The sequence below is a fragment of the Pseudoalteromonas sp. SiA1 genome (assembly GCF_018732205.1).
Classification (GTDB): domain Bacteria; phylum Pseudomonadota; class Gammaproteobacteria; order Enterobacterales; family Alteromonadaceae; genus Pseudoalteromonas; species Pseudoalteromonas tetraodonis.
The window spans coordinates 842,218-859,663 of sequence record NZ_CP076084.1 but is presented as its reverse complement, the minus strand read 5'-3'; the positions used below and the strand labels follow the sequence as shown (position 1 = coordinate 859,663).

General features: G+C 40.6%; 16 protein-coding genes. 2 read left to right on the top strand and 14 right to left on the bottom strand.

Annotated features, from left to right (window positions below; genetic code table 11):
* Positions 1 to 120: 120 nt before the first annotated feature.
* The 5 genes from argH to argC are packed head-to-tail and all read right to left on the bottom strand — an operon-like array spanning position 121 to position 5,955.
* Positions 121 to 1,986: an argininosuccinate lyase gene (argH, locus tag KK487_RS03955; RefSeq protein WP_013464306.1), complete on the bottom strand. Its 1,866-nt coding sequence runs from the start codon at positions 1,984 to 1,986 to the stop codon at positions 121 to 123.
* A 52-nt stretch (positions 1,987 to 2,038) separates the two neighbouring features.
* Positions 2,039 to 3,241 carry an argininosuccinate synthase gene (locus KK487_RS03950; protein ID WP_096038245.1) on the bottom strand — a complete coding sequence of 401 codons (1,203 nt, stop codon included), beginning with the start codon at positions 3,239 to 3,241 and terminating at the stop codon, positions 2,039 to 2,041.
* On the bottom strand, positions 3,238 to 4,170 hold the full coding sequence (locus KK487_RS03945) for an ornithine carbamoyltransferase (protein WP_016900252.1): 933 nt from the start codon (positions 4,168 to 4,170) through the stop codon (positions 3,238 to 3,240). Before KK487_RS03945 ends, KK487_RS03950 begins: the two co-directional genes overlap by 4 nt.
* A 7-nt stretch (positions 4,171 to 4,177) precedes the next feature.
* Positions 4,178 to 4,945 (bottom strand): acetylglutamate kinase, encoded by a 768-nt coding sequence (gene argB / locus KK487_RS03940; RefSeq protein WP_138764161.1) that lies wholly within the window; start codon positions 4,943 to 4,945, stop codon positions 4,178 to 4,180.
* The gene (argC, locus tag KK487_RS03935; protein ID WP_138764162.1) at positions 4,942 to 5,955 is read right to left on the bottom strand and encodes an N-acetyl-gamma-glutamyl-phosphate reductase; all 1,014 of its coding nucleotides are present in this window, start codon (positions 5,953 to 5,955) and stop codon (positions 4,942 to 4,944) included. The genes argB and argC overlap by 4 nt, the downstream gene beginning before the upstream one ends.
* A gap of 221 nt (positions 5,956 to 6,176) precedes the next feature.
* Here argC and argE point away from each other — a divergent pair, with 221 nt between their 5' ends.
* Positions 6,177 to 7,322 (top strand): acetylornithine deacetylase, encoded by a 1,146-nt coding sequence (argE, locus tag KK487_RS03930; RefSeq protein WP_138764163.1) that lies wholly within the window; start codon positions 6,177 to 6,179, stop codon positions 7,320 to 7,322.
* Positions 7,323 to 7,380: 58 nt separating this feature from the next.
* Here argE and panP read toward each other — a convergent pair whose 3' ends face one another.
* Positions 7,381 to 9,006 carry a pyridoxal-dependent aspartate 1-decarboxylase PanP gene (gene panP / locus KK487_RS03925; RefSeq protein ID WP_058154277.1) on the bottom strand — a complete coding sequence of 542 codons (1,626 nt, stop codon included), beginning with the start codon at positions 9,004 to 9,006 and terminating at the stop codon, positions 7,381 to 7,383.
* A gap of 259 nt (positions 9,007 to 9,265) precedes the next feature.
* On the opposite strand from panP, the gene KK487_RS03920 reads away from it, so the two are divergent.
* The gene (locus KK487_RS03920; protein ID WP_138764164.1) at positions 9,266 to 11,137 is read left to right on the top strand and encodes a GGDEF domain-containing protein; all 1,872 of its coding nucleotides are present in this window, start codon (positions 9,266 to 9,268) and stop codon (positions 11,135 to 11,137) included.
* On the opposite strand, the gene trmB is transcribed toward KK487_RS03920, so the two are convergent.
* From trmB to folB, 8 genes are all read right to left on the bottom strand, one after another.
* Complete coding sequence (gene trmB, locus KK487_RS03915; protein ID WP_058154275.1) at positions 11,130 to 11,798, bottom strand: tRNA (guanine(46)-N(7))-methyltransferase TrmB; 669 nt, start codon at positions 11,796 to 11,798, stop codon at positions 11,130 to 11,132. The two genes, KK487_RS03920 and trmB, sit on opposite strands and share 8 nt — an antisense overlap.
* On the bottom strand, positions 11,798 to 12,565 hold the full coding sequence (locus KK487_RS03910; RefSeq protein WP_138764165.1) for an ABC transporter permease: 768 nt from the start codon (positions 12,563 to 12,565) through the stop codon (positions 11,798 to 11,800). The genes trmB and KK487_RS03910 overlap by 1 nt, the downstream gene beginning before the upstream one ends.
* Positions 12,566 to 13,495 (bottom strand): ABC transporter ATP-binding protein, encoded by a 930-nt coding sequence (locus KK487_RS03905; RefSeq protein ID WP_013464297.1) that lies wholly within the window; start codon positions 13,493 to 13,495, stop codon positions 12,566 to 12,568.
* A complete protein-coding gene (locus KK487_RS03900; RefSeq protein WP_024601858.1) occupies positions 13,492 to 14,115 on the bottom strand; it encodes a flavin prenyltransferase UbiX in 624 nt (207 codons plus the stop codon). The genes KK487_RS03905 and KK487_RS03900 overlap by 4 nt, the downstream gene beginning before the upstream one ends.
* A gap of 1 nt (position 14,116) precedes the next feature.
* The gene (mpl, locus tag KK487_RS03895) at positions 14,117 to 15,472 is read right to left on the bottom strand and encodes a UDP-N-acetylmuramate:L-alanyl-gamma-D-glutamyl-meso-diaminopimelate ligase (protein WP_138764166.1); all 1,356 of its coding nucleotides are present in this window, start codon (positions 15,470 to 15,472) and stop codon (positions 14,117 to 14,119) included.
* 146 nt (positions 15,473 to 15,618) lie between these two features.
* The gene (locus KK487_RS03890; protein ID WP_010391016.1) at positions 15,619 to 16,419 is read right to left on the bottom strand and encodes an undecaprenyl-diphosphate phosphatase; all 801 of its coding nucleotides are present in this window, start codon (positions 16,417 to 16,419) and stop codon (positions 15,619 to 15,621) included.
* Positions 16,416 to 16,904, bottom strand: a complete 489-nt coding sequence (folK, locus tag KK487_RS03885) for a 2-amino-4-hydroxy-6-hydroxymethyldihydropteridine diphosphokinase (RefSeq protein ID WP_036956749.1) — start codon at positions 16,902 to 16,904, stop codon at positions 16,416 to 16,418. Before folK ends, KK487_RS03890 begins: the two co-directional genes overlap by 4 nt.
* Positions 16,905 to 17,264: a dihydroneopterin aldolase gene (gene folB, locus KK487_RS03880; RefSeq protein ID WP_013464292.1), complete on the bottom strand. Its 360-nt coding sequence runs from the start codon at positions 17,262 to 17,264 to the stop codon at positions 16,905 to 16,907.
* Between the last annotated feature and the right edge of the window lie 182 nt (positions 17,265 to 17,446).

The following is a 17,446-nucleotide window of genomic DNA, read 5'->3' as shown; positions in this document are numbered from 1 at the left end:
TATAAATGCAACCGATATGCCAACTTTAAATTCATAGCATATTAATTTAAAACATCACTTTATTTTACTCAAAAAAAAAACGCATCGGGGTCACCGTGCGTTTTTTATCCTAGGGATTGCTCAAGCCACGTTTTTACAAGGGATCTCCATGCTATTACTTGGCTTTAACATATATTCCATTGCGACTTCATCACAGTTTTCTTTACGTAAACATAACTCACAATCTTTCATGACTTTTTCAGGTAGGCTCTCTTTATTACAGAAACTAAACCGCTGATTTTCGAAAAAGTCAGGTACACGAGTCAGAACGATGACACGATTGAGTGCCAATTTTTTGGCTTTTACTAATAAATGTTCTACCAGCTCTCGCCCTTGCCCTGTTACCCCGCTTTTAGGGTCAATACCTAAAGAGCGTATTTCAGCTAATCCGGTGTCGTAAATGTATAATGAAGCACAACCTGATACCTGCCCATTAATCTCTGTCACGGCAAATTCATTAATTGAGTGCACCATGTCACTTTTAGCGCGCGGTAAGTTTTCGCCGACTGTTGCCCAATGTTGCACGAGTTTAGCGATTACTTCCACGTCATCTAGGTTTGCATCACGAACTGTTATTTGCTGTTTTTTTTTCGCGTCTTTAACCGCTTTACTTACTTGTTCTAATGAGGTTCCGCCAAGTGCTTGACGTGCTTTAATACAAGCATCAATTTCAAGTACCGGATACACGTCATCTTCAAACACTGGGTTTACTGATTTATACTGCTCAAGTGAAAGCTCCTCTAACGTTTTACCTTCACTAATGGCTAATTGCACCAATACCCCAACAATATGATGCCCTTCTCTGAACGGCACACCTTTGGCTACCAAATAATCAGCAAGCTCGGTTGCATTCGCGTGGCCACCTTTTGCCGCTGCTAAAGTTTTGTCTGCTTTAACTGTTACACCCTTAATACACGCTTGCGCCATATGAATACACGCAAGCCACGTTGGCATAGCGTCAAAAATGCCTTCTTTGTCTTCTTGCATGTCTTTATTGTAGGCAAGCGGCAGTGCTTTTAGAGTCATCATCATTGCACTAAACGCACCAAACACCCGTCCTGTTTTGCCACGAATAAGCTCTAGTGCATCAGGGTTCTTTTTCTGCGGCATCAAAGATGAGCCCGATGTAACATTATCAGCCAGTTCGATAAACCCAGCTTCTCCTGAGTTATAAAAAATCAAGTCTTCAGACATGCGCGATAAGTGGATCATAGAGATAGACGCACAGCTTAATAGCTCAACCACAAAATCACGATCAGATACACCATCAAGACTATTTTTGGTCGCGCCTATAAACCCTAACCCTTGCGCAAGTGCATGACGGTCAATAGGATAGGCAGTTCCCGCAAGAGCGCCACTGCCTAATGGGCAATAGTTCATTCGTGCTTGGGCATCTTGCAACCGGCTTTCATCACGCTCTAACATTTCTACATAAGCCATACACCAATGGCTAAATAACACGGGCTGTGCACGCTGTAAGTGGGTGTAGCCTGGCAATATTGTGCCTAACTCACGCTCAGCAAGGGCAACAAATTCAGCTTTTAATTGTGCAATCGCTTTTAAAATGTGATCGGCGGTATCGCGACACCATAATCTAAAGTCGGTAGCAACTTGGTCGTTACGACTGCGTCCAGTGTGTAATTTTTTAGCTAAATCACCCACTTTTTCAATTAGCGCGGCTTCAACATGCGAGTGAATATCCTCAGCACCTGAGGTGGCAACAGCTTGTGGATCTGCTTTTACCTCTTCAAGTAATTCATATAATGCCGATACCAGCTTTTGGTGTTCGTCATTAGATAACACGTTCACTTGTTCAAGTGCGCCAGCCCATGCAACAGAGCCAATAATATCTTGCTCTGCTAATTGATAATCGAAGGGAAGTGAATCGTTAAATTGTTTAAACGCTTCATCTGGACCCGTAGAAAAACGCCCGCCCCATAATGCCATGAAATCTCTCCAAACCCGATAATAGCCCCTTAATTCCAAGGGGCTTAAAAAATTACTTTTTAGCTAATGCTGAAATTCTGCTTGATAGTGAGAATAAACGAATAAAGCCTTCTGCGTGCGATTGGTCATAAACATCGTCTTCACCAAAAGTAGCAAAATCTTCGCTGTATAAACTGTTAGGTGATTTTTTCTGAACCGCTGTTACTTGCCCTTTATAAAGTTTAAGTACCACTTCACCTGTCGCTAACGTAGAAAGCGCTTCTGCACCGGCTAAAATAGAATCTTTAAGCGGCGTAAACCAACGACCGTCGTAGACTAAATGCGAAAATTCACCACCGAGTATCTCTTTCCATTTACGGCTTGACTTATCAAGAACGAGCTCATCAATTGCTTGAAGCGCAGCCATGATCACTGTACCGCCTGGTGTTTCGTAACAACCGCGTGATTTCATGCCCACTAAACGGTTTTCTACAATATCAACACGACCAATACCATGCGGAGCTGCAATGTCGTTTAGTTTAACTAAACAGTCGTAAGGCTTTAATTGTTCGCCGTTTACAGCAACCACTTCACCTTCTACAACTGATAAAGTGACATGCTCAGCTTTATCGGGCGCTTGCTCTGGTGAATTAGTCCATGTCCATACTTGCTCACTTGGCTCACACCAAGGGTCTTCAAGCTCGCCGCCTTCGTGGGAGATATGCCATGCGTTAGCATCACGACTGTAAATTTTAGTTGCTGATGCAGAACACGGAATATCACGCTCGGCTAGGTAATCAAGCAATGATTCACGACTTGATAAATCCCACTCACGCCATGGCGCAATCACTTTTAAATCAGGAGCCAGTGCTGCAAAACATGACTCAAAACGTACTTGGTCGTTACCTTTACCCGTACAGCCATGAGAAAGTGCATCTGCACCCACTTTACGGGCAATTTCAACTTGGGCTTTGGCGATGATTGGACGTGCCATAGAAGTACCTAGCAAGTAGGTTCCTTCGTATATAGAGCCTGTTTTAAGTGTTGGGTAAATGTAATCACTTACCATTTCATCTTTCAAATCAACCACGTAACATTCAGATGCACCCGATGCAATGGCTTTCGCTTCTACGCCTTCAAGTTCTTCTGCACCTTGGCCAACATCGGCCACAAAGGCAATAACTTCACAGCCGTAGTTTTCTTTTAACCATGGCACGATAGCCGATGTATCAAGACCACCTGAATAGGCTAAAACGACTTTTTTAATTGAACTCATAGGTGTTCCTTAACAAAATTTGGATTTAATAATGTAACAAGCAGAGCATTTTGCGCATGCATACGATTTTCTGCTTGTTGAATAATTTTTGATGCGGGGCCATCCATTACCTCAGAGGTAATTTCAAACTCACGGTGTGCCGGTTGGCAATGTAATACCGTGGTAGCCCCGGTTTTTTTAAGTAATGCCTGATTTAATTGATAAGGCATGTATTTTTCTTTCACTTGCTCAAGCGGTGTGGTGTCTCCCATAGAAACCCAGGTATCAGCGTAAACAGCGTTAGCACCTACCGCAGCCTCAACTCTGTCACTTACCATCACAGAAGCCCCATTCATAGCGGCAATTTGCTCCGCTTTTTTAAGAATTTGCGAATCGGGCGAACTGCCTTTTGGCGTTACAGCAACAAAATCAGTACCTAAAGTTGCTGCAAGTAGCATCAGTGAATGCGTTACGTTATTGCCTTCACCTAAATAAGCCAACTTTAGCTGACTAACATCACCGTGCACTTCTTGAAGCGTTAAAAAATCAGCTAAGGCTTGGCATGGGTGATATAAATCACACAAACTATTAACCACCGGAACAGACGAATACTCACCTAAGGTAGTTAACGTACTGTGCTGATTAACCCGGGCAACAATACCATCAGCCCAAGTTGAAATATTCAAGGCGAAATCTTTTATTGATTCACGTGCCCCCATCGCGCCGTTTTGTTGATCTAGATAAACCGCATGACCGCCTAAACGGTTTATACCAATATCAAATGATAAACGCGTACGTAAACTTTGCTTTTCGAACAGAGTAACCACTGACTTACCAGCTAACACTTGGCTATACTTTGCAGGGCTTTCTTTAATATCTTGCGCTAATTTTAATAAATTAAGGGCGCCTTGTTGGTCTAATTCTAGACCCGTTATAAAATCTTTAAACATATTCAACCTATGGTGTCACTTTAGTTCCGACGTGCTCGCCTTGCAGCAAAGCCGTTAAATTTTCTGGCTTTTGCCAGCTGGAAATGTACACACCGCGTCGTAAATGTTGGGCAGCGTGAAGACTGGTCTTAACTTTGACCTCCATCCCGCCCACAATTACTCCCTCTGCAATTAAAGTATCAATGTGTTTTGTGTCAAGTTGATGTAGTGGATGCTTATTCGCATCAAGCACCGCTTCCACATCCGTCATAAAAATAAGTTCGGCGTTTAAATTACTCGCAATCGCTGCTGCTGCTTCGTCAGCATTAACGTTGTACCAAAGCCCTTGCTCATCAAAACCGATGGAGCTGACTATAGGTAAACGCCCGCCACTGAGTAATTCATTAATAATAGAATCATCATTACTATGGCATTGACCTACTTGCCCTAGCGCTTTTAATTTTTGTGATGCTGTTATTCCAGCTTCATATAAACTCAAGCCAACGGGTTTGTGCCCAGCAGTCATTGCTTGCGCCATTAATTGTTTGTTTGCTGTTCCCGCTAATGCTCCTACAATATAAGGCATCTGTTCTTTAGGGCTGATACGCAAACCTTGATGTTTAGCACTGGCAAAACCGGCTTCTGCTAACCAATGATCAACTAATGAGCCACCGCCATGAACAATGACAAATTGTGCATCATGTTGCTCATTAAGAACCTCAAAAAGCGCTTTAGCGGCATTTTCAGTATTGAGTACTGCGCCACCGAGTTTAATCACCCACGTTTTACTGCTCATTTAAACGCTCCTACTAAACCTGTAGTGTGAGGCAAACCCATTGACAAATTAATACATTGCAGAGCCTGACCAGCCGCCCCTTTTAGTAAATTGTCAATCGCTGCCATCACTATTAATTGTGAGTCTTGCTGCTGCCATGCAATATCAACATAGGGTTGTTTTGCTACCCCTTTAATGGAGGGAATTTTGCCACCAAGCAATCGAATTAACGGCTCATCCGCTAATACTTGATACGCTTTAGTTACTTGCTCACTGGTCACACCCGGTTTTAGCTGTACATAAATGGTTTCTAAAATACCGCGCGGGAAATTACCTAAATGAGGAGTAAATAACACGTTATGGCCAAGATACTGCTGTATCTCAGGTCCATGACGATGGTTAAACAAACCATAAGCAGCTAGCGATACTTCGCAAAAATGCGTGCCAATACTTGCTTTACGACCTGCTCCCGTTACTCCCGATACAGCATTAATAATAATCCGCTCATCACTAAGTAACCCAGCTTGCTGAAGAGGCTTTAATGCGTTTAATGCGGCAGTTGGGTAGCAGCCAGCTACAGCAACTAACTGCGCCTTTACAATGGCCTCACTATTCCACTCTGCAAGGCCATATGCAGCTTCATTGAGGAGTTCTGGATGCTGGTGTTTAAAACCATAATAAGTGACGTAATCTTCATTACTTTCAAGACGGTAACCACCAGACAAGTCAAATACCTTTTTGCCCATCGCTAAAAACTGAGGAGCTAAATCAACACTTACTTTATGGTCAGTGCATAAACACACATAGTCTGCTGAATGCGCTATATCACTCAATGCACTCTCATTAAGTGGTTGCAAAGGTAAGTCAAGTAACCCTAAGTGCTCAGGGTATAATTCACTGAGCAATTTATGTTTATCTAAGCTTTGCGCTGATACATAACATGCTGATAATGTTAATGCTGGATGTTTGGCAACTAAGCTAGCCAATTCTGCGCCGCTGTAACCGCTGGCACCTATAATTACTACGTTCATTATTTACTCTTTATCTAAAATTAGTGACTACATTCCATGTTATTTACTTACACTAGGTTGCAACCTAGCTAAACTGATTAAATTAATGAGTGATAACTATCGTCGTATTATTTTCATGGCGTAACTTTAATATATTTATGCTTAAAAAGTGAATTGATATTCATCATAAATACTTTTATATTGTTATGCAATTAAATTGAATACTTATTTTGGATTTTTTTATGTCTCTGCCGTCATTTATCTCGATGTATCAACAATTGATTGCTGCCCCCTCTATTAGCGCTATTGAAGAGCATTTGTGTATGAGCAATAAAAGCGTGATTGAACTACTCGCTCAGTGGTGTGAAAGCTTAGGTTTTACCTGTGAAATAATAGAGTTAGAAGGTGGTAAAGGCCGCTACAACTTATTAGCAAAACGCGGACAAGGCGATGGCGGGTTAATGCTTGCGGGGCACACCGATACGGTGCCGTTTGATGACAGCCGCTGGAATCAAAACCCATTTAAATTAACTGAACTTGATAACAAATTATATGGTTTAGGCAGTATTGATATGAAAGGCTTTTTTGCTTTTGTACTGCAAGCTATTAGTGAGCTTGATGAAAAGCAACAAACTCAACCTATTTTAATATTAGCGACCGCCGATGAAGAAACCACTATGGCTGGCGCACAGCAAATTTGTAAGCACCCAAATTTAAAGCCAAGCCGCTGTATTATTGGTGAACCCACTGATATGACCCCCGTATTTACCCATAAAGGCCATATGACTACAGCAATCAGAGTCGTTGGTCGCTCAGGACATAGCTCTGATCCCGAACGGGGCCTTAATGCCATCGAAGTAATGCATAAAGTGATTACAAAATTACTGATCTTAAAAGAACAACTTAAGAATAAATATTCAATAAATCACTTTGAAATTCCTTATCCAACACTCAACTTAGGCAATATTCATGGGGGTGACAATGCCAACCGAATTTGTGGCTGCTGTGAAATGCACATTGATATGCGCCCTCTCCCCAGTTTAAGCGTGCAAGAGCTTCAAGCAATGGTACTTGATGCAACCTACGATATAAACCAGCAATACCTTAACTCTGTGAGCGTAATTGATTTGCATGAGCCAATTCCAGCATTTACGGGAAGCACAGATAGCGCGTTAGTCAAATTAGCCGAAAATATAGCAGGGCAAAAAGCAGTGGCTGTTAACTACTGTACCGAAGCGCCATTTATACAGCAACTTGGCTGTGAAACCATCGTAATGGGACCAGGCTCTATTAACCAAGCGCATCAGCCCGATGAGTTTTTAGCAATGGAAAAAATCAAACCTTCTCAACAAATTATCAGCAACCTTATAAAGGCGAGTTGCTTTTAATCAGCAACAAAAAAGACGCTTAATCGCGTCTTTTTTGTCATTGCATTTGTAATTGTAGTTACATATATTTTCGTAAATACTTTTTAAACACCGGATCAGTTTGTGCCAGTTCTTTCTGCTCTTCTAATATCTCTTTTAATATAGCACCTGAGGTAAGCGGGTTCGCCAGTACCACTCTAAATACCACGGTTGGTTGGTTATCATATTGAACTGGCGTTAAACGCGTACGCGATACAAATGAGCGACCCGATTCACGTTGGCGTTTTTGCATGCTGGCAGTAAAACGATTAAGCGCGGCAAAAATGTCTAAACGGGTTTGTGCATCAGCTTGGGCTATCGCATGTTTAATTTGTTTTGGTACATAGCGATAGGTCAGTAAGCAAAGTTCTGGCTCTGATATTAACTCAAAATCTTCATCGGCTTTTATTAAATCAGCAAAATAACGCGCTTTTTTAATACTGCGATCGATAAGCATTTCATAGCCTTTACGACCAATAACACGTAAGCAAGCATGCACTAACATCGCCATCCCAGGGCGACTTCCCTCAAGCGTATGGCTGCCTAAATCTTTAGAGCCTTTACGTAAAATATATTCAGCATGATGCTCGATGGCATCAGTTGCAGCAGGGTCTTTAAATAAGACTAAACCGGCCCCCATCGGCACATACATTTGCTTATGCGCATCAATGGTGATTGAATCTGCATGCTCAATACCTTTTAATAAATGCCTATGGGTATTAGACAGTAAAGTTGCTCCGCCCCACGCTGCATCAACATGAAAATGACAATTAATCTCTTGTGCTAAATTAGCCATATCTTCAAGTGGGTCAATATTACCGGTTTCAGTGGTTCCTGCGACTCCAATAATTGCCATCACTTTAATGCCTTGTGCTTCAAGCTCTAACGCTTTTTCTCGCATTGCACTAACATCGACTTTATTATCGGCAGAAGTTTTAATACCAATTAAATTTTCACGACCAATACCTAATAAATCAACCGATTTACCAAGCGAATAATGACCTCGTTCAGAAATTAAAACTGCCAGCCCTTTGTAACCATAGTGAAGCATTCCTGCAACTAAACCTTGTGCAGCAATACCTTTAAAATTGCCATCCGCTTTTAATAAGCGGTTTCGAGCTATCCAAAGTGCAGTAATATTTGCCACGGTGCCGCCAGAGCAAAATGCACCTAACGAGGTTTTTGCACTGTGCATCCATTTAGAATAAAAACCATCACTTTGGCCATAAGCTAAATGATGCATCATCCCTAAAACTTGACGTTCTAATGGGGTAAACGCTTTCGAGGTTTCAATTTTTACTAGGTTTTGATTTAACCCAACCATTAATTTCGATAACGGTAGTAAAAAATGAGGCAGAGCCGATGTCATATGGCCAATAAAGCTTGGCGCTGCGGTATGAACAGAATGAGCAACCAGCTGCTCCATAATATCTTGAGCATAGCAAGACACAAACGTCGGTTCTTCAGGGATTGCCGCCGATTGAAAATCTTTTTCTATTTCATGTAATGGTTTTTCAATTGCCGCGATATTTTCGTTTAAGAAACCTGCTAAATTACTCGAAATTTCAAGCTCTATTTTGCTCAAAGTTGAGTCTGGCGCCTCTGGAACGGTGAATATCCGTTTAAGGCTTTCTTTAGAGGCGACGGCACAACGCTTTTGATCCATCTTCATACCTAGTGTGTGACTAAAACACCTGTTAGTTTGTAAAACACGCTAATATAAGGTGTTTTTTAAGCAACGGCATTTCTAAAAAATTGCGCTAACTTTACTGCAATATGACAAAAATGTCTCGTTTTAAGCCATAAAAGACAATACTAAATAGATAACATTTCATTATTTTCTAAATTTAGTACAAAGGGTAATTAAAATATTGGGCATTTATAATTTTTAAGTATAATAAAATCAACAAAAATAAGGATAATACATGCTCAAAGGAAATCTAAAATTAACACGGTTGGCGCTTGGGACCGTCTTTTTTTTGGTCAGCTTAATCATTTATGGTTACTACACTTACTCTGCCATTCAAAGTGATGTAATGCGCAGCATTGACAATCGCTTAATAAATGCCGCCACCAGCGTAAAGTATATTTTAGGTAGTAATTACCACGACAAAACGTCGCAAGAAATTAGCTTTGCAAGCTATCAAAATAAGGCCGAACAGCTTTCTGCTTTAGCCAATGATTTAAATATAGATTATTTATACTCAATGATATTAATTGATGAAAATATTTATTTTACTGCCTCCAGTTACACCCAAGATGATCAAAATAACGGTAAAGTTACCCAGTATTTAGATCTTTACCCAGAAGCGACGCCAATTAATATGGCGGCATTTTTATCAACGGTCCCTATTTTTGAAGTGTCAACGGCGCATCGTGGTCATTCTAAAACGGTGTATATTCCTCATATAGCAAAAAATGGCAGAACCTATTTAACTGCAGCTGATATTAGCGTCGATAAAATCAATACGGCTTTAATAACACGTTTGAATCAAGCCCTGCTTCATTTTAGTTGCGTACTGTTCATATTGTTATTGGTTTATATTCTTTATTGTTTTGGGGTACGCCGCTCACTAATGAGGGATCATGCTACGGGGTTTGAAAATCATATTGCCTTGGAAAAGCAGCTAAAAAAAAGTAATGAGCATCATCTACAAATCGCGATTATTTTGGTTAACGAAATTGATAGTATCAGTCGCTTTTTTGGCACAAAAACAGCCGATGAAGTGATGAAAAAACTACTTAGTTACTTTAAGCAGCAAAACCGTCTGCAATCACGTATTTATCGTATTGCGACCAACAAGCTGGCCATTTTAACCAGTAAAGAAACACCTTTTGATGAGCTTTACAGCATTATTCAATCCCATAATAAAAATACACCTTTTATTACAGACCCATTTATTTATATTACACTCAACGCTGGAGTCGCAAGAGGGAATAAGTCATTACTGCTTAAGAATGCCCACATTGCGTTGCTGCAATCAAGGCAAGGTGTTCAACCCATAGTAAACTACTCAGAAGCGATTAACGACGCTAAATCTCTGTATTTATACAATGTAGAAATAGCAAAGGAAATTCGTGAAGCGTTTGATGCCCATCGCGTTGTTCCTTATTTTCAACCTGTTATAGATACCAATACCAATGCCATTATTAGGTATGACTGCTCACCAAGAATAGTGACCTCACATGGGGAGATTTTAACCCCTGATACCTTTTCTAATGCAGTAAATAGGCTGCGTATGGATGGGATGTTAACACGTACCTTATTTACTCAATGCATTTCGCGCTTTCGCAAATCAGCAATCAGCTGGGGGTTAACTGTATGCGCTGAAAATATCGCAGATCCCACTATTTATGATCACATAGCGTATGAGCTTCATCGCTACCCCAACCCTGAAAACATTACTATTTCAATATTAGAGTCGCAGGTCATTACACACTACTATGAAATAAAATCATTTATTGCGATGGTGAAAAGTAAAGGGGCAAAAATAGTGATGCATTGTTGGGGTAATGAGTTTATTAATACGCTCAATACGTTAAAGATTGAGGTAGATGGCATTAAACTCGATGGTGCGATCACCAAGCAACTGGTAAATGATGAAAATACGTCGCTATTTATCGCCTATATTGCTGATATAGCCCAGCAGCTTGAACTTGAATTGGTTGTTGAGGCGGTAGAAAATAACACGGTTGCCGAGCTACTCAATAAACTAAATGTGACGCTGATGCAAGGTAGTTACCTTGGTAAACCAACGCCACACGTGACTCACTTTAAGCAACAATTAGCTATTTAAGATTTATAACAAGCCGGTGGCTTTGCTGGCCACTGGCCCAGTACTTACGTTCAAAAGGGGTAATTGCTTCGTCTGACTCAAACAATTCGGTTTCACATGGATGCCCAGCTAATTCAAGCGCTCTGGCAAACTCTTTAACATAAATATCCCAATTACTGCGCACCTCAAGTAAACCGCCTAACTTTACAATAAACGGGAATATAGCCGCCCCATGCCAGCGCCTTTGTATGTGTTTAGACTTAGGCCAAGGGTTAGGGTAAAGCAAATAGTGATGCGTAGGCTGCCAATTAGCAGCCACCGCTAAACGCCAAAAGTCATTTAAGTCAGCTTGCACTAAAATGTATTGACCACTTTCACTTTGTTTATATTCAACATCATGCTTATCAAGTCGATGAGATGACTTATCAATACCTATGACTAACGCTTCAGGATGACGTTTTGCTAAATTAGCGGTGCTCTCTCCGACCCCACAACAGGAGTCTAAAATAAGCGGCCCATTAAAGGCTTGCACTTTAGCATTAACTTCATCAAATGCGGTTTGCGTATGCGTTGCAATTGGCTTTTTAAACTCAGCCTGTAAGTGTTTATTAACTATTTCATCAAGCTTTTCATGAAGTCCCGCTTGATTAGATACAATACTACGTGAATTTGCATCGCTCATTAGTGTCTTAGCCCCACACCTTTTTTAATTAGCGTCAGTGCTAAAGTAAATAGGACGCTGATAAACACCAACAACACACCGATTGCGACCGATAAATCTACATCCGAAACACCTAAAAACCCATATCTAAATGCGTTAACCATATAAATAATTGGGTTTATTTGCGACACCATTTGCCAAAAATCAGGCAGTAAAGTGATTGAATAAAACACCCCGCCTAAATAGGTCAACGGCGTTAAAATAAAGGTCGGAATAATACTTATGTCATCAAAGCTGTTTGCATAAATAGCGTTAATTAATCCACCCAAGGCAAACACCGCCGAGGTGAGAATAACAGTGGCTATAATCACAAAAATATTATGTATTTGTATATCTACAAAAAATAAAGAAACGCACGTTACGATAAAACCAACCATAATGCCACGGGTCATACCTCCGCCCATATAACCCAGTACAATGATGTAATTAGGCACAGGTGCAACTAATAACTCTTCAATACTTTTTTGAAACTTAGTTGAGTAAAAGCTAGAAGCAACATTTGAATAAGAGTTAGTTATAACTGACATCATAATAAGGCCAGGGACAATAAACTCCATATAGCTAAAACCGCCCATGTCACCAATACGCGAGCCAATTAGGTTACCAAAAATAACAAAATATAAACTCATCGTGATCGCTGGCGGTACTAAGGTTTGCACCCAAATACGCAAAAAGCGAATGCACTCTTTAATCCAAATACTTTTTAAGGCTACGCCATATTTAAACATTTATTCGCCCCGCCCTTGCTCTAATAAACCTACAAATAATTCTTCTAATCGATTCGCTTTGTTTCGCATGCTCAGCACGGTATTACCTTGTTCAGTCAATGCTGTAAACACCGCGTTTAATCCTTGAGATTTAGCCACTTCAACTTCAATGGTGTGGTCATCCCCCATAGTAAATTTGTATCCATCTAGCGTTACGGGTTTAGACGGTTGTTTTAAATCCAATACAAAGGTTTCTTTGTCTAATTTAGCAAGCAGGGCTTTAATCGTGGTGTTTTCAACAATTCGCCCGGTATCAATAATGGCGATGTTTTTACAAAGCAGTTCAGCTTCTTCAAGGTAGTGGGTTGTTAAAATAATGGTCACACCTTGTTCGTTAATTTGCCTTAAAAAGTCCCACATTGAACGGCGAAGCTCTATATCAACCCCCGCTGTCGGCTCATCTAAAATAAGTAATTTGGGCTCATGCATTAAGGCACGTGCAATCATTAAACGGCGTTTCATACCACCAGATAAGGTACGCGCTTGCTTATCTTTTTTCTCGATTAATCCAAGCTGCGCTAAGTATTTATCTGCACGTTTATGTGCTTCGCCGCGCGGTACACCGTAGTAACCTGCTTGATTAACGAGTATTTGGCTCAGCGTTTCAAACTGACTAAAGTTAAACTCTTGTGGTACTAGGCCTAAATTCGCTTTAGCCGCCTCAAGGTCGGTATCAATATCGTGACCAAATACTTCAACTTTGCCTTTGGTCTTATTAACCAGTGAAGAAATTACCCCAATAGTGGTTGATTTACCCGCCCCATTCGGGCCAAGTAATGCAAAAAAGTCACCTTCGTGAACTTGTAAATCAACCCCTTTTACTGCCTCTACCCCATTTTTGTAAACCTTGGTAAGGCCTTCAATATTTAAAGCAATATTTTGCTTATTCATTTCTTACCCTCACCATAACCCCAACGCTTTGTGAGATTATGTTCAATATTTAAATGATCTAAAATTCGCGCCACCATAAAGTCAACCAAGTCTTCTATGCTTTGCGGTTGATGATAAAACCCAGGTGCTGCAGGCATAATTGTTACACCTAAACGCGATAATTTAAGCATGTTTTCTAAATGAATTTCGCTAAATGGCGTTTCGCGTGGCACTAAAATAAGCTGGCCTCGCTCCTTTATTACCACATCGGCGGCGCGCTCTAATAAATTATCTGATGCGCCGACTGCAATGGCAGACACAGAGCCTGCGCTACATGGACATACTACCATTTTTTTCGGCGCTGCAGAGCCCGAAGCTACCGGACTAAACCAATTATCTTTACCAAATACCTTTAACTGCCCAGGTTTTGCGTTATATAACAGGCTTAATTGCTCTGTGGCCTTGTCTTCATTTGCTGATAGTTTAACATTTGATTCGGTATCAAAGACTACCCGCGCGGCACTTGAAATAAGCACATACACTTGAAACTGCTGCTCAAGCAACACCTCTAATAACCTTAGTCCGTAAGGCGCGCCTGATGCACCACTAAATGCTAAGGTGATTTTATCTTTAAATTGCACATTATTCTCCGCTGTATTTATTGGCCAAGCCATCAACAAGTTGTTGATGAAGGCCATTAAAACCACCATTACTCATAATTAAAACATGTTGATTTGGCTCAATACTTTCAAGCACTGTTTCGATAATGGCGATTGTAGAATCAAAACACTGCATACCGGCTTTTTCTGCTTGCTCCTTGAGCGACCAGCTTAAGTTTTCTGGTTCAAACAGTAGCACCTCATCCGCATCGCGTAATGAATCTAGCAATGTAAATTGATGAACTCCCATTTTCATGGTGTTAGAACGCGGCTCTAAAATCGCAATAATTTTGTCATTGCCCACTTTGGCGCGCAGCCCCGCAAGCGTTGTTTGTATCGCGGTAGGATGATGGGCAAAATCATCATACACTTTAATGTTATTTATATCCGCTTTAAGCTCCATACGCCTTTTTGGGCTGATAAATTCGCCTAAAGCCGCAATACTGTGCTCAATAGCAATTCCTACATGGCGCGCTGCTGCAATGGCCATCATGGCATTTTTAACGTTATGCTCACCAATTGCCTGCCAGTTAACTACACCTTGCAGCTGCGTGTTTAATAACACATTAAATTGAGAACCATCCGCTTTAAGTAGCTGATAATCCCAATCATTGCCTAATGTTTCGCTCTCGCTCCACAGCCCTTTTGCTATAACATCGCTCAGAGCCTCATCATCTTTTGGCCACAATACTTTGCCGCTTTGCGGTAGTGTACGAATCAAATGGTGAAATTGTTTTTTAATTGCGTTTAAATCTTCAAAAATATCAGCATGATCAAATTCAAGATTATTTAAAATAAGTGTTCGAGGTAAATAATGAACAAATTTACTGCGTTTATCAAAAAAGGCCGTGTCGTACTCATCGGCTTCTATAACAAAAAATGGCGTTTGCCCAACTCGCGCAGAAAGACCAAAATTTTGTACAATTCCGCCAATTAAAAAGCCAGGCTTTAAACCCGCATATTCAAGTATCCACGCCAACATACTGGCGGTGGTTGTTTTACCATGAGTTCCTGCCACAGCCAGCACCCATGAATCTTGTAATAAGTTATGTTTTAGCCACTCAGGTCCTGAAGTATAAGGCAGGCTCTTATCGAGTACATATTCAACACACGGGTTACCACGGCTCATAGCATTACCAATAACAACGATATCTGGAGCTGGCTCTAGTTGAGATACGTCATAGCCCTGTGTTAGTTCAATACCCAGTTCTTGTAGCTGAGTACTCATTGGTGGGTAAACGTTTTGATCTGACCCAGTAACGTGGTGACCCAATGATTTAGCTATAGCGGCAATACCACCCATAAATGTGCCACAAATACCCAAAATATGTATATGCATTTACTATCCTTTCATCCTGCGCGGAGTTTGCTCTAGGGCAAAATTTAATGGCGTTATAATGCCAAAATTTAGCTTAAGTTACCATTAACCCTTGGCGCAAATAAAAAAGCCTCCCAAAGTGGGAGGCTTTCCTGAAGATTAATAGCTTATAGCATTAAAAAGAATATTAAACCGACACCTAATAATAAACGATAAATAACAAATGGTAGCATTCCCATTCGCTCAATCACTTTTAAAAACATAAAAATACAAGCATAAGCTGATAAAAACGACAGCACTACACCTAACAATAATGCCGTCCAATCTACGATATGATCGCCAAGGGCTAGCTCTGCTGTGTAATAAAGGCCCATCATTGAAATAATCGGAATAGCCAGCAAAAACGAAAAACGGGCTGCACTTTGCTTATTCATACCCAGCATTAAACCCGCGGTCATGGTAATACCTGAGCGAGAAGTTCCAGGGATCATCGCAACGGCTTGCGCAAAGCCAATGATGAGTGCGGTTTTCCAGTTAAGCTGATAAATTGTTTTTATTTGCTTACCTTTAGCATCGGCGTACCAAAGCAATAGACCAAATACGATTGTTGTGGTCGCAATCACCCATGCACTGCGTAAGTACAGTTCAACAAAATCTTTTAATAACAAGCCTAAAATAGCTGCTGGCACAGTACCTAAAATGATCCACCAACCTAGTTTGCTATCATCAGTTGTGCCCTGCACGCCAAACGATTTAAACCAAGCACCGAGTATATCGGCCACTTCTTTACGAAAATAAATAACAACAGCAATTAACGTTCCTACATGAACGGCAACATCGAACGCTAACCCTTGATCCTCCCAGCCTAAAATTTGCGACGGTAAAATTAAGTGTGCAGAACTCGATATAGGTAAAAATTCAGTAAATCCCTGAATTAGGGCTAAAACAATTATTTCTATAATACTCATGGGTTAGAAAACTCCACCTTCCATAGTTTTTGTTGAGGGTTGTTATATGCATTCCATATTTGGGCAATCGTTTGTTTTGCTACCGGATGATAAAAATCAGGGGCCACCTCAGCTAAAGGCTGTAAAACAAAGGCGTTTTTAGTAATTTCGTCACGCGGTAATTGTGCTGGGCTCTCGCAAATCACATCATCATAAAAGAGTAAGTCGAGATCCAAAGTACGTGGGCTAAATTTTTTATCATTTGCTTGGCGGCCATTGTCGCGTTCAATTTGTTTTAATAACGCGCACACATCAACCAGCGCCATGTTAGTGGTGGCGGCAAGCACTGAGTTATAAAAGTTATTACCGGCAAAACCCACCGCTTCACTTTCAAACACCGAAGAATGTTGTGTATTTTTAAAATGTTTATTTAACGCCACTAAAGCACGCCTGATATGCTCTGCTTTATTAATATTCGACCCTAAGCTAATAAATATTTGCGCCATTTAAGCAAGAGCCTTGTTACGCGTTATTTCTACACCGACGGTTTGCGCTTGTGCAACTGCAGCGGGCTTACTTACTTTTATTGTCACTTGTGGGGTATTAAATTCGGTTAAAATGATTTGCGCTAATTGCTCCACCAGTGTTTCTAAAAGCTCTACCGGTTTAGCCGTACTGTGTTCGATAACACGCTCACTTACCTTAGCGTAATCCAGTGCCAAGTTAATATCGTCGTTTTGCGCTGCGGGCTTGATGTCGCTTAACATTTCAATATCAAAGTACAGGCTTTGTTTACTTTTCTTTTCAAAATCATACACCCCGATAATCGTTTCGACATGCAATTGTGATATAAATACCTTGTCCATTGATACTCCAAATGACTGTAACAAGTCACTGAGTTAATTACATATTGTATCAATCAAATTAATACTGTATATACTTTAATCAGTGTTTAAATATACTAAAATTACTTCTACAATAGAATAGTTACAAAATTGCGAGTAATTTAAGAAGCCCGTAAATTTTGACGCCAATAATAGCTTAAAAG

Coding starts and splice junctions, on each gene's coding strand:
- KK487_RS03945 (WP_016900252.1), bottom strand. CDS start 4,170: ATGTTTAAAGATTTTATAACGGGTCTAGAATTAGACCAACAAGGCGCC.
- argE (WP_138764163.1), top strand. CDS start 6,177: ATGTCTCTGCCGTCATTTATCTCGATGTATCAACAATTGATTGCTGCC.
- KK487_RS03920 (WP_138764164.1), top strand. CDS start 9,266: ATGCTCAAAGGAAATCTAAAATTAACACGGTTGGCGCTTGGGACCGTC.
- argC (WP_138764162.1), bottom strand. CDS start 5,955: ATGAACGTAGTAATTATAGGTGCCAGCGGTTACAGCGGCGCAGAATTG.
- KK487_RS03905 (WP_013464297.1), bottom strand. CDS start 13,495: ATGAATAAGCAAAATATTGCTTTAAATATTGAAGGCCTTACCAAGGTT.
- mpl (WP_138764166.1), bottom strand. CDS start 15,472: ATGCATATACATATTTTGGGTATTTGTGGCACATTTATGGGTGGTATT.
- panP (WP_058154277.1), bottom strand. CDS start 9,006: ATGGATCAAAAGCGTTGTGCCGTCGCCTCTAAAGAAAGCCTTAAACGG.
- KK487_RS03910 (WP_138764165.1), bottom strand. CDS start 12,565: ATGTTTAAATATGGCGTAGCCTTAAAAAGTATTTGGATTAAAGAGTGC.
- folK (WP_036956749.1), bottom strand. CDS start 16,904: ATGGCGCAAATATTTATTAGCTTAGGGTCGAATATTAATAAAGCAGAG.
- folB (WP_013464292.1), bottom strand. CDS start 17,264: ATGGACAAGGTATTTATATCACAATTGCATGTCGAAACGATTATCGGG.
- trmB (WP_058154275.1), bottom strand. CDS start 11,798: ATGAGCGATGCAAATTCACGTAGTATTGTATCTAATCAAGCGGGACTT.
- KK487_RS03890 (WP_010391016.1), bottom strand. CDS start 16,419: ATGAGTATTATAGAAATAATTGTTTTAGCCCTAATTCAGGGATTTACT.
- KK487_RS03950 (WP_096038245.1), bottom strand. CDS start 3,241: ATGAGTTCAATTAAAAAAGTCGTTTTAGCCTATTCAGGTGGTCTTGAT.
- argH (WP_013464306.1), bottom strand. CDS start 1,986: ATGGCATTATGGGGCGGGCGTTTTTCTACGGGTCCAGATGAAGCGTTT.
- argB (WP_138764161.1), bottom strand. CDS start 4,945: ATGAGCAGTAAAACGTGGGTGATTAAACTCGGTGGCGCAGTACTCAAT.